The organism is Pseudomonas baetica, assembly GCF_051216495.1.
Lineage (GTDB): Bacteria > Pseudomonadota > Gammaproteobacteria > Pseudomonadales > Pseudomonadaceae > Aquipseudomonas > Aquipseudomonas baetica_B.
On the sequence record NZ_JBPKAM010000028.1, the window covers coordinates 19,476 to 32,168 of the forward strand.

Consider the following 12,693-nt stretch of genomic DNA (forward strand, 5'->3'; position numbering starts at 1 on the left):
TCAGGATGCGGATGTTGGAACTCTACCCTATACGCTCATGAAGATGCTGTACACGTCGTTGAGCTGCGACGCAATCGGCCGCATAGCACACCCCCTCAGCCCATTCCAAGCCAGCTCGACCACCTCAACTGGTTCACCTCAAGTGAGACTGACCACACAAGCTTTATGGCTCCACCAAGGATGTCGTCGCGCGCCATTCGCAAATCTTGGGACTCCTGGTTGAGCCGGTAAATCATGTTGAGCGATCACTGACGAAGCTGCCCGTGTTGTAACTGCTCCGCTGCGCGCATCAAGAAGAATTTCGAAGGGGTGTTTTGGGTGGAGGCTGGATGATCCAACTATTAGGATGTCCAGAGATCGATCATTGAAAAGGAGCAAGTATGCGCCAATGTTTAAGACGAACTCGTACAACTGGTAGATGCAAACGAGTGGGAGCGTGGTGGTTTTTCTGTGCGGAACATCGTTCGCTTAATCTCTGGGCTACCAGCGTAGCTGCTATCAGTTTTCTCTCTGCGATAGTGACACTGAGCTCCACCACGCCAGCAGACCTTTGGAGCATGCTTTTTCCTCCGTCTCAAGGCCTTCTCGGAGTCACCGAGTCTGCTTCAATTGAAGGGGTCAAATATTCCGTACCTGGTAGTGAAAATGTGGTGGCAAAGGTGATGACGCGCGCGTCGTTGGATCATCAGACTCCAGGGGACGAGAGCATGTTTCAGTTTACACTCGTCAGTCCCCTGAAACCCGTCGGTATGGACACCATTTTCCAAGGTAACACCTGCTGGTTTATGGGCAAAGGCCGAGGTCTTTCGGACAACGCCGCTGACGGGTACATCGATATTACGGGCATTTCCTGCGTTGACGACCGAGGCATCAGTTACGAGTTACAAGCACCTAGCAATGATCGCTTGGGTTTCGTCACGAATGTAGGGGATCTTGCAAGCCGTGGAGTGAAGGTGATACGGGACAAAGACGGCCACACGTTGCGCCAATCTGACAATGTCATGATACGGTTCGACCAACCAATCGTTGCGCTAGGCGAAACAGGTCGTACTCGATAGACCGTCCGGCCCACGCCGGATGAGCATCGAAGACCTGGGCCTCTTTGGCCCAGGGCTGAAGCCCAAGCCATCGAACATGTCCTTCACTCAGCACTTGTAGCGCGTCGCATCGCGCTAACGGAGCAAGTTACGTCAACCCGCTGTTACGCTATATGCTGCTTACCTAGGCGTTTGCCGAGCAGAAAAAACAAAGCCCCGGAGGTTCGCGACTCCAGGGCTTCTATTTTCGCCTCCATCCCTTAATGTTGGCGAACGTGGCCAGGACAATACCTGCGGTTTTTGGATAATTCACTACGACTTTGGATAAAGGTGTTCAATCAGCTTAGTGAGCGGCGCGGCCAAGGATTGGCCAGTCACCAGCGACACAATGGCGAAAGAACAAAGGGGGTGACGACCATCTCTTGAAGGACTATCAACCTCAAAACTTACGAGGCCGGTAGGCACTCCGGTTAGGTTGGGGAGACGCTTTTTGTCTTGGCTTAAATTTGCATCGTGGAAAATTTGAACAGGACTTGAAGTCTCCGTATTTTCCGTTGCGCTCCACGATGACTCCGACCTTACACACCGGGCATCGATCCTCCTGGACAGCTTCGCCCTTGATACTGGTGATTGTCACTGCGCCATCCTTCACCAATTCATCCAGGAAAGGCGAGCACCGTCCGGACACGGTGAACATAGCGACTGATCGACGAGCCCGAGTCAGTGCCACATAGAACAGACGGCGCTCCTCACCATGCTTAAAGGTATCCCCTTCAGGCATGACCAAGCCAAACACTGGATCGTCACCTTTGAGGTTAGGGAACCCCTTAGCCACCATTCCCGGGAGGATCACGTAGTCCGCTTGATCACCTTTGGATGTATGGATCGATTTGAAGCGCACCTCCAACCGATCGCCGTACCGATGACCCCATCCTTCAGGGACGTATTGCCTGTCGTTCTTGTAGCGACCAAGAACAAAAACAGTGATCCTCCCATTGCGATTTTGCGGCACAGAGCCATCAACGAGGCCCGCATACAAGGTCTCAAGATACTGGCTGATTGCGTCACGAATCTCGCCCTGGCTTGTCACCTGGTACGCCTGGAGAGCCGGGCCAATTGCGGGTGTCACTGAAACAACAGTCTTCCTCAGCTGTGCTGGATTCTTGGACACGAATCGACTGGAGGCGTCGCAAATCGCCTGGGGACAACGAAACGTTGTTTCCAAATGCAGCACCTGGCCATGGCCATACCACTCACGAAAACCCGTCATGACAGAGACGTCAGCGCCGGCGAAGCGATTGATTGACTGCCAGTCATCCCCTACTGCGAACAGGAAGCGATGTGGCGCTGCGACCAATGCTCGGCATAAACGAGCGCGGGCACGCGAGGCATCCTGGTATTCATCGGCCATCACAAGCTGGTAAGGAGATTTGTGCCCACGTTCGAGGTGTTCCGCAGCCAGATTGATCATGTCCTCAAAATCGATTCCCCGCTCCGCCTGCAGTGCCGTATCCCAGGCCCTGATGACGGGAATCGCAAGCTCTAAAAACATCTGGTAGCGGTACTTGAAAGCATTCACTGGGAGGGCATCGAGGCGCTCATATAACGTCTTTTCGTTGAGACTGTTGCTCTTGAAATGGGTGATGAACGATCGGAGCACTTTTATGAGCTCCACGTGCTCCATCGGCGCCAATCCTGATTCGGGTAGGGGTCGATCCGGGTTGGGGTCTAGAACAATCCCACGGGAAGTTAGCTCGAACTTGAGATGATTAAATACCTGGCCTGAGTTCAGCTGGTGTGACGTGGTCTCCATCAGCTGGGTGCCTTTAGATTTGTGAAGCGCACGCTTCCAGTTGGCGTCTTCTAGGTAGCCCTCGAAATGTGCCGGTGCCTGACCCTTGGCATCGAAGGCAAAGTGCTCGTGGTAGAGATTGATCTTCTGGTAGTAAAAATCAGGGAAATATTGTCTGCGCTCTGCGGTGGCCGTGTCGTGCTCGTACGGCCTCTCGTAGGCGTACTCCACGCCGTTGTAGAACAGCCAGTTGGCGATCAGGCGTTCTTCTTGGCTGGCCACACGATCGCCATTTAGGCTGACTAGACGCGCATTCCCTTCGCTATCAAAGGCCTCAAACAAGTCTTCAATCGACATTGAAGAATAATCGCGACCGAAGACAAGGCGAAAGAGATCCCAATTGGTACGGAAGGCTTCTGATTGATCCTTCAGTGCATCAATCAATTCTGCGAGCTTTTCGAGTCCAGGAAGCGTTTCGCAGGCCCAGTCCGGTACGTGTGGCTTCTTCCCGGTTGCGTCACCAATAATTTTCAGACCCAGAGAGTGGAAGGTCATCGCGTTGATTGCGATGTTTTCCTTTCCCAAGCGAACAAAAGACTCAGCAGCGCGTGCTTTCAGCTCCATGGCTGCGTGTTTGTTAAACGCCAACATGATGATCGCAGCAGGAGCCACCAGTTCCCGATGAACCGCGTAGATAGCTTTGGCCACCATGGTCGAGGTCTTTCCAGATCCAGCCGAGGCAATAACCTGAACACGATTATCGAAACAAAGGACTGCGCGGGATTGTTCATCTGTGAGCGGTCTACTTTCGACCTTCTGTAACAAGGTCGCGCACGCTTCGAGCTCGCGCTCCAAATGCAACTTGTTGCGGGCATCCCACCGCTCTGGCCAATCTGATGTCCAGTCGTCCAGCTGGGTCTTTACCTGGGCGGCTTTACCCCCTAGTAGGGACTGAACCTCTGGGAGGCCGAAAAGTGTACGCAAAGTTACGTCATCAACGCCCAGCGATGCCCTAGATTCCAACAACACCTGCTGCATGTCGTGAGTCAGCCAACGACACTCGGCATCTACGGTTTCTATCGTACGAGTAACCTGCTCAAGCCACTGGGTCACTTTCGCGTAGTACGCGTCGAACTGTCGTTGATGCTTGAGATGTTCCAGGTGGGTAAACGCCTGGCTCAGGGTTGGCTGTTCAGAGTTAGGAAGGCCTCCTAGTCGGAGCTTGTGTCCGACGAACACCGTCACACTCGTCCAGACCAGACCACGTTTAACTCCGCCCCTAGCGAAATTTTCAGCCGTGAGAGGATAAACCTGATCGCCGATACGAAGTTGTAGCTGGTCGCCGTCCAAGGTCAGCTGCCACAGCTTCGAGCGCGTGAGCAGTCGCCCTAACCAAGATGGCTCCCATTGCGTTGTCATGCTGTTGATCACGTCCTAAAAAATCCAGCTTATCAGACCTCAAACTCTTGCAATGACAGGCTTCCAATTCGTCGTTTGGCACGAGTATAAAAGCTCCCATCAAGAGGTCGCGGTCTCCGCATTACGAGCATCTCCATCTGGCTCAGAGTTGCCATGTGCGTTACGCGCGAGTATCCGCCTTCGTGACTCCAACGAACTGGTATTCGCCACTTCGCTCCTTTAGCAGTTCCATCTGGCGGGCCTCATCTCGGGTCAAAGTTACGGTTACCAATACATGGCACCGCTTCTCCAGAAAGGCCTGCCTGCCAGCTTCAGTTTTCAAATCGAAGCCAGTGTCTGGTGAGAAGAAGAACAAATGCTTCGCGAGTATCGACTGCTTGCTCATGACATCACTGGGATTGCTCCAATCCCCACCTTCCTTGAGTTTGAGACGAGACTGCCGAGATTGCCTGTGCTGAATAAGTCGTTTGCGCAGGTTGCCACTAATACCTACCTTCAGCAGCCCGCCTTCATCTGTCACGATCTCATAAAGCCCTGGTGCCACAGGCACGGTGGTTTCGATTTCGGAGAAGCGAATTTTAAAACTCCGTTCAATCACTTCGGGATACCCATTGACCCTTACTGCCTGGATGAAAGCGCTGCCCGAAAAAACAAGCGCTGACTCGAATAGAAGCAATACTCATCGAGTGAGCTTAGGCCGTCCAAAACGCTTTACCATGGACGTCGTTTCAACAGGAGGACTGCAAATGGATCTGAAATTCAGTCATGTAGACGTACTGGTCAAGAATCTCGACGAAGCCTGTACTTACTACGCGCAGATACTTAATGCCAGGATCTCCAAAACGCTCGCCTGGGCACGAGGTGGTCTGCATGTGCGCTACGCGATTGCGCTGATGGGCCAAGAGCGTTTCATGTTGGTACAACCGTTGGCGGGGAACCTGAAAGAGCTATTGGATACGTCGGGTGAAGGGATGATTTACCGCCACTGCTACTCGACTCCGGACATCGAGAAAGCCTACGACGAATTGATGGCCGCAGGTGTTCAGCCAGAAGACGAAAATGGAAAGCCATTGACTCGTGCGAACCTGCAATCCCCGTCTGGGGCACGCATCATTTGGTTGCCCAAACGCTTCGGGCACTTCTCTATTGAGATACTGGAAGACAAGGCGCTGGAGGCATTTATCGAGGATGCGTTTTCCTAAGAAACGACTGTAGTGGGCGTGGGCGTCGTGAGTACAATGCGCGCCCTTAATTGGCTAATGTTTTCCAATGAAAAAACTGCTTTCCGTAGTAGCGCTGCTGACCTTCTCAGTAATCACCCCCGCCTTCTCAAGCCCTCCATCGACCTTTTCCGAAGCCAAGGTCATCGCCAAGCAAAAGATCTACCTCGACCAGGCGAACAGTGCCATGGGCGAGCTGTATTGCGGCTGCAAATGGACATGGGTCGGAAAGTCGGGTGGCCGCATTGATCCTGAGTCTTGCGGCTATCAAACCAGGAAACAACAGAGCCGTGCTGAACGGACTGAATGGGAACACATCGTTCCTGCCTGGACATTCGGCAACCAACGCCAATGCTGGAAGAACGGTGGTCGAGAGCACTGTGTGGACGATGATCCTGTGTTTCGAGCAATGGAGGCAGACCTGTTCAACCTCTACCCATCTGTAGGTGAAGTGAATGGCGACCGTAGTAATTTCAACTACGGCATGGCCACCGGGGTAGCGCCGCAGTATGGGCAATGCAAGACGCGTGTTGATTTCGACCAACGTGCTGCAGAACCGCGTGACGAGGTCAAAGGGCTGGTCGCCAGGACAACCTTTTACATGTTCGACAGATACAAACTGAGCATGTCTCGTCAGCAGCAACAGCTACTGATGGCCTGGGACAAGCAGTACCCAGTTTCGTCTTGGGAGAAAGAACGGGATCGCCGCATTGCAGCAATCATGGGGCACTCCAATCCATTCGTAACTGGCGAGCGTCGATGGTCGCAAGGGTACAAGGCGGTTGGTGATGGGATGGTTAGCGCCGTTCCAGTCAATCCTCCACGAGCGCCAGGCCAGCCATCCCTTGCGAGCACAGCCGGAGTAGGTTCGATCATTGGTAACCGGAAAAGTCAGGTCTACCACCTCTCGATGGGGTGCCCTGGGTATGGTCAGGTATCCGAAAAGAATCAGGTTTCCTTCACCTCAGAATCTGAAGCTCAGGCGGCGGGATATCGAAAAGCAGGCAACTGCAAATAGTTGCTTCTCGTTGAAAGCTGGTCTCGCGAAACCGAGGCCGTTTCCAATTAGTACCTATGGCCCGAATCCGTCGAGGTCATGGCCTTTGCGAGCGTCTCTGATCCTCCGTGATCCGCAGCGGTGACTGTGTGGCGGTTTGCTTACTGCTCTAGAGTTTTCCCTGCCCAGAATGCTGCGGTGGATGGCTCGGTGTAACCTGAACAGACTCCAGTAACCGCTCCGCAGATGTCGTTTCAGGATTCAGTTGGCGCTATTCCAGTCGATTCTCGCTCAACGATCGATACCTCAAGCATTGGCGGGCACTGCGCTTTCTCACCGGCCATCTTCTTGAGCAAATACTCGGCTGCTAACTCTCCGATCTGCCGATCAGGTACAGACATGGTTGTGAGCATCGGACTGAGCTGCGACGCAAGCTGGATGTCATCAAACCCAGTGATCGAAACCTTACCTGGAACATCGATACCCATCGCCTGGGCTTCCAGCAAAGCGCCTACGGCCAACATGTCGTTCCCACAGATAAAGGCCGTCGGTGCAGGTTTAGTCTTCATGATTCGATTAAATTCCGCCCGAGCAAAAGGGATGCCCTTCATCGAGTCGTCCGCCATAACAGCGGAGTGCTGGGATCTCACGGCCAGTCCATTGTTGGCCAGCGTTTCATTGATAGCCTGGAGACGGGCCTGAACGCGACTGTTCTGATGAGAGGACTGAAAAATAACGCCAAATCGCTTATGACCAAGGTCGACGAGTCGTTGCGTCATTCGCTCGTAGGCATACCCGTGCTCGAAACCGATACAGGGATGCTCGCTCCCAACGCGTCGCCCGAAGGTTACAACGTAGGGGATATGCTTTGAGTTGAGAAGATCAAAAAGCGCATCAGGATAGTCGTCGCCAACGAGCGCCAAGGCATCTACACCCCGCGAGATCATTGCGCGTGCCTGACGATCACCTTCCAAGGGGTCATACGATGAACAGGCAACGAAAACGGAAAAGCCAGCCTTGCCAAGCCTGGCCTGGAACGCCTGCAATTGCTGGTGGAATTTCTCATGCTCCAAGGTTGGAATGATCGCGCCTACCGCATACGACTTACGCGATACCAATGAACGAGCAGCGGCATTCGGCACCCAATTGAGTTGCTCGATCGCGGCTTGCACCTTCGCACGCGTGCGCTCGGAAAGTTTTTTGGGGTCATTTAAGAATCGGGATACCGTGGCAGTCGATACACCCGCGAACCGTGCCACATCACTCAACAGTGGCTGATCCGATGCGGCTTCAGACTGCTGCTCCTGAAGCGCCCCTTCATCGGTATACACCCTGCGCTCGCCATTCAAATTATTCATATCCCCAGACCGCACCAATCCCAAGCTAACTGCTGAAGGTAGCTGAATCAAGCTACTCATGGCTACACCCCCAAGCTCAATGGAATCATCCACCAAAAAATGTAAGCGCACATCATTTTATATAGCGCTTTCGTATTGACCAATACCTCACAGAATGTTGTGGAATCGAAAAAATTGCTTTACGCTTACATTCACGCAGCCAAAGCACCTTCCGCCCTCGAGCGGACGCCTGCCCTACATGCGTTTCCGTGATAACAAACGACAATAAGGAAAACCCAATGACCGTCCAGACCTCGCATCTTGCTGCGCCTCCACAGGTTCGGCGACGCCAAATGCTCACGATGGTGCTCTTGTTTATCAGCGTTACGATCAACTATCTCGACCGAGGAACTCTGGCGGTAGCTAATGACTCAGTCCGAGCAGATCTCGGGCTGACGATGGGCGAGATGGGAGTTCTGCTCTCTGCCTTTTCTTGGACATACGCGCTCTGCCAGCTCCCAGTTGGAGTTCTGGTAGACCGCATTGGGCCACGTTGGCTCCTGGGCATCGGACTAGTGATCTGGTCAATCTCTCAGGCTGCCGGCGGTTTTGTTTCGACATTCGGCTGGTTTGTGCTCGCGCGTCTGGCGCTGGGTATTGGCGAAGCACCACAATTTCCCTCTGCAGCACGAGTGGTGGGTAACTGGTTCCCGCCAGCTCGGCGGGGCACACCCACCGGCATCTTCAACGCGGCTTCGCCTTTGGGTATTGCACTCGCCCCACTGCTGCTTTCTCCACTGATTGCTGCCTATAGCTGGGAATGGGCATTTTGGATTACTGGAGCGGCTGGCTTAGTGGTCGCTGTTATCTGGATGGCATTCTATCGCGACCCTCTCAAATCCGACCTGACAACCAAGGAACGCGCCTATTTCGATTACGCCGGGGCAGATGCGAAGAAGCGCCCTGCGAAAGTGAGTTTTCGTGAGTGGCGAGAGCTGTTCACCTACCCCGCCACCTGGGGATTGCTACTTGGTTTCTTTGGCTCTGTGTACCTCAACTGGCTCTATCTCACTTGGCTTCCTGGATACCTACAGTCAGCACGCCATATGAGCGTTGCATACTCAGGTCTTGCATCTGCCATCCCCTTCTTCTGTGGCTTCCTGGGTGCACTAGCAGCAGGCTATGCATCGGATCGAATTGCACGTCTGAGCAGCTCGCCAGTCACTGGTCGCCGAAACACTATGGTGGTCGTAATGCTTGGCATGGTCGCCTTCACGATCCCCGCTACATTTGTTGAAAACAACACCATCGCTCTGGCATGCATTTCCGTAGTCATTTGCTTGGCTAACGCATCTTCGGCTTGTGCCTGGTCGCTTGCATCCGTAGTCGCACCACCCAGCCGGATAGCATCGTTGGGTGCAATTCAAAACTTCGGTGGTTTCATTGGTGGCGCTTTGGCCCCCCTCTTGACCGGATTCATTGCTCAAACATGGAGCTTCGTCCCAGCCATTCTCACAGGCGCAGCAATGGCACTCATCGGTGCAATGTCCTACCTGTTCTTAGTGCGCAAGCCGATCCCTGAGTCGGAACCCAATAGCGTTGAAAATGCCAGCACCGCATCTCGGCTCGACAATGCATTTAGCCGTAGATGATCACGGGTCACTTGAACTGCCCACAACAAATACTGAACGCATGCCAATGGTATTTAGCGAGAAGCTTGTCCGGCCCGCAAACAGAGCTGATCACCAGTAGCTACAACGGCCTCAATTGAAGGACTAACGATGAATCACTTAGACACCGCCCTTAACGCTTCGAAACGCATAGTGACTATTGAGCTCGGCGAGCGCAGCTATCCAATTTTCATTGGCCGTCAGTTGTTCGAAGACCCTACGATCTGGGCGGCGGCAGGTGAAGGTGACTGCGCGGCGATTGTCACGAACATTACGGTCGCACCTCTGTATGCAGAACGTCTCACCACCGCCATCGCGAAGAACTTCCGTCGCATAATTGAAATCCGACTACCTGACGGCGAGAGCTACAAGGACTTTACCTCCCTAAATCAGATATTTGATCGACTACTGACGGAGTGCGCGGATCGCAAAACCGTTTTGTTTGCACTGGGAGGCGGGGTGATTGGCGACATGACCGGCTTCGCAGCTGCTTGCTATATGCGCGGCATACCGTTTGTTCAGGTACCAACAACGCTACTTGCTCAGGTCGACTCCGCTGTTGGCGGAAAAACCGCAGTGAATCATCCGCGAGGCAAGAACATGATCGGCGTATTCAATCAACCAAAACTGGTGGTGGCCGATCTCGACTTCCTGTCCTCCCTACCCCAACGCGAGTTTCTTTCCGGGCTTGCGGAGGTCATCAAATACGGCCCGATCCTGGACACCGACTTCTTGAGGTGGATCGAAGATAACCTATCGAAACTACTTGATAGAGACCCGGAAGCACTGGGTTATGCCATTCAAAAATGCTGTGAACTGAAGGCAAATGTGGTCGCGCGCGATGAGGAGGAAGCCGACCTTCGCGCTGTCCTTAATTTTGGCCACACCTTCGGTCATGCAATCGAAACAGGTGCCGGATACGGAGTCTGGAAGCACGGAGAAGCGGTTGCCTGTGGAATGGTAATGGCAGCTGACTTATCTGCTCGCTTAGGGCTTATTTCCGAGCACTATTTCCAGCGGTTACGGTGCATTGTCGAACGGGCCGGACTTCCCGTGACCGGCCCTGCCTTGGGTGCAGATCAGTACATGTCTCTAATGCGGCATGACAAAAAGGCAGAAAACGGAGAAATCCGATTTGTGTTGATCAATGAAAGCGGGGAGGCATTCGTTCGGCCAGCTCCGGACAAGATCGTTCGCGATGTCATTAACGCGAACTGCACGGAGAGTTAAGGAATGACCACTAAACGAATTCTGTGCCTTGGCTCAGCACTATGGGACACCATTTTCAGCGTTGATCACATACCGTCTCACGGTGGGAAGGTATTGCCATCCAAAGCAGTTCAATTGCCTTCCGGGATGGCGACTGCAGCAGCGGTATCCATCGCTCGGCTTGGCGGTGATGTAAGCCTTTGGGCACGAATTGGCGCCGATGACACCGGCAAGATGCTCCTGGAAGGCTTGGCTGCCGAGGGGGTCGACGTCGCGAATGTTCGTCGTATTGAGAATGCCAAAACGCCATTCTCAACGATCCTGGTAGACAAAACTGGTGAGCGCTTGGTGGTGCCCTATTTCGACCGCGCACTGGATACAGATACCGGTTGGCTACCTCTGTCTGAAGTTAGACATGCCTCCGCAGTCCTCTGCGATATGCGTTGGATTGAGGGAGCACAATCCCTATTTTGCGAAGCTCGCCGAGTCGGCGTCCCCACCATTCTGGATGCAGATGTAGCACCGGTTTCTGACCTACGTTACCTGATGCCTTATGCCGACCATGTGCTGCTTTCCGAGCCTGCCCTGCAATCACTTAGTACAGCATCATCTCCCGAAGAGCAGCTATTGGATCTTGTTTCTACATTGAATGCGAAAGTTGTAGGGGTCACTTTAGGTGCAGCTGGTTCAATTATGTGGCACCAAGAGTCCGGCTCAACTCTTCACCGCTTCCCAACCATCAAAATTCGCGCTGTCGACACATTGAATGCTGGCGATATCTGGCATGGAACTTACGCGTATGGCGTAGCGAACGACTGGGATATTAATAGAACCGTAAGTTCAGCCAACGTTGCGGCAGCAATGAAGTGTGAGCACTTCGGTGGCTGGACTGGGGCACCGCGCGCCCAAGAACTTTTTCAGCGTATCCATCAAGAAAAATCAGTACTGGCATAATCCATGCCTAACACCAACTAGATATAAATAAAATGGAGGGTTCACCTACCCAACCACTAAAAACAGACTTTAATTTTCCAGACAACTAAAACAACAGCACGTCTTGCACTACGCTGGCGGGCGAATATTCGCCCCATCATTGCCTAATAGTAAAAAACAACAAATTATATTTTCGACAATGATTTGGAGTTACCACAATGCGTTCGATAAAGTTTCTTATTGCCCCAATCTTCGCGGCCATCACCACCTCGGCCCTAGCAGCAGATATTACGGTTGCAACTCACTTGGGAAATATTCCTTTCGAGTATGAAGATCAAGATGGCACAACCAAGGGCTATGAGGTAGACATTGTAAACGAGGTGGCGCGACGCCTCGGAAAAACAGTGGAGTATGCCTCCATGCCGTTCCCAATGATGTTCCCCTCGGTTCAGTCCGGTCGAGCTGACCTCGCGATCGGGACAGTGACCATCACCCCAAAAAGGCTAGAGTCTGTCTCGTTCAGTCAACCTTGGATTGATTCAAATCAGTGCCTGAGCGTCCAAACCAACAGCGGTATTGACACCTTGGATGGGCTCAAAGGAAAGACCGTCGCTACCATGACTGGCAGTGTCGGAGAAATTTGGGTTACCGCAAATCAGAGCAAGTACGGCATCCAGGATTTGCGTCATTACGACGGACATCCCGAAGCGTTTCTAGATTTGGCGGCAGGTCGTGTCCAAGGTATTATCCATGACTGCCCGACCGATGCTTATTACATCAAGGATAAACCGCAACTCAAAATTGTGACACAAGTCTCTACGCCTGAGCGCTTCGGCGCCATCTTTAACAAAAACAGCAAGTTGATCGATGAATTCAACTCTGAGATTACCAAACTCAAAGAAGAGGGTGAGATTGACCGCATTCACAAGAAATGGTTTGGCGTATCTGCTGCGCAGGACTCCAGTACCGTGAAGCCCATGCCAATACCAACGCTTTAATTAAATTCACTTCTTGAGCGCCGGCAACATTTTTGCCTGCTTATACGCGGACGCCCAAGTAGTGACCTACATTTTGTTAAA

At 52.9% G+C, this 12,693-nt stretch carries 10 protein-coding genes; 7 read left to right on the forward strand and 3 right to left on the reverse strand.

From position 1 onward, the window contains the following. Positions 1-557: 557 nt before the first annotated feature. Positions 558-1,058, forward strand: a complete 501-nt coding sequence (locus ACSFE6_RS12570; RefSeq protein ID WP_435427908.1) for a hypothetical protein — start codon at positions 558-560, stop codon at positions 1,056-1,058. Positions 1,059-1,476: 418 nt separating this feature from the next. Here the strand turns inward: ACSFE6_RS12570 and ACSFE6_RS12575 are convergent, their stop codons facing one another. Continuing rightward, positions 1,477-4,260 carry a UvrD-helicase domain-containing protein gene (locus ACSFE6_RS12575; protein WP_435427909.1) on the reverse strand — a complete coding sequence of 928 codons (2,784 nt, stop codon included), beginning with the start codon at positions 4,258-4,260 and terminating at the stop codon, positions 1,477-1,479. A 148-nt stretch (positions 4,261-4,408) separates the two neighbouring features. Next, positions 4,409-4,924: a hypothetical protein gene (locus ACSFE6_RS12580; protein ID WP_435427910.1), complete on the reverse strand. Its 516-nt coding sequence runs from the start codon at positions 4,922-4,924 to the stop codon at positions 4,409-4,411. Positions 4,925-4,994: 70 nt separating this feature from the next. Here ACSFE6_RS12580 and ACSFE6_RS12585 point away from each other — a divergent pair, with 70 nt between their 5' ends. Continuing rightward, positions 4,995-5,450, forward strand: a complete 456-nt coding sequence (locus ACSFE6_RS12585) for a VOC family protein (RefSeq protein WP_435427911.1) — start codon at positions 4,995-4,997, stop codon at positions 5,448-5,450. Positions 5,451-5,517: 67 nt separating this feature from the next. Next, positions 5,518-6,486 carry an endonuclease gene (locus tag ACSFE6_RS12590; RefSeq protein ID WP_435427912.1) on the forward strand — a complete coding sequence of 323 codons (969 nt, stop codon included), beginning with the start codon at positions 5,518-5,520 and terminating at the stop codon, positions 6,484-6,486. A gap of 233 nt (positions 6,487-6,719) precedes the next feature. Here ACSFE6_RS12590 and ACSFE6_RS12595 read toward each other — a convergent pair whose 3' ends face one another. Then, complete coding sequence (locus tag ACSFE6_RS12595) at positions 6,720-7,823, reverse strand: LacI family DNA-binding transcriptional regulator (RefSeq protein ID WP_435427913.1); 1,104 nt, start codon at positions 7,821-7,823, stop codon at positions 6,720-6,722. A gap of 278 nt (positions 7,824-8,101) precedes the next feature. On the opposite strand from ACSFE6_RS12595, the gene ACSFE6_RS12600 reads away from it, so the two are divergent. The 4 genes from ACSFE6_RS12600 to ACSFE6_RS12615 all read left to right on the forward strand — a co-directional run bounded on the left by ACSFE6_RS12600 (position 8,102) and on the right by ACSFE6_RS12615 (position 12,612). Continuing rightward, positions 8,102-9,454 carry an MFS transporter gene (locus ACSFE6_RS12600; RefSeq protein WP_435427914.1) on the forward strand — a complete coding sequence of 451 codons (1,353 nt, stop codon included), beginning with the start codon at positions 8,102-8,104 and terminating at the stop codon, positions 9,452-9,454. Positions 9,455-9,583: 129 nt separating this feature from the next. After that, positions 9,584-10,702, forward strand: a complete 1,119-nt coding sequence (gene aroB / locus ACSFE6_RS12605; RefSeq protein ID WP_435427915.1) for a 3-dehydroquinate synthase — start codon at positions 9,584-9,586, stop codon at positions 10,700-10,702. 3 nt (positions 10,703-10,705) lie between these two features. Then, positions 10,706-11,635, forward strand: coding sequence for a sugar kinase (locus ACSFE6_RS12610; RefSeq protein WP_435427916.1), 930 nt, complete (start codon positions 10,706-10,708; stop codon positions 11,633-11,635). 197 nt (positions 11,636-11,832) lie between these two features. Further along, positions 11,833-12,612, forward strand: coding sequence for an ABC transporter substrate-binding protein (locus ACSFE6_RS12615; RefSeq protein WP_435427917.1), 780 nt, complete (start codon positions 11,833-11,835; stop codon positions 12,610-12,612). Positions 12,613-12,693: the final 81 nt, after the last annotated feature.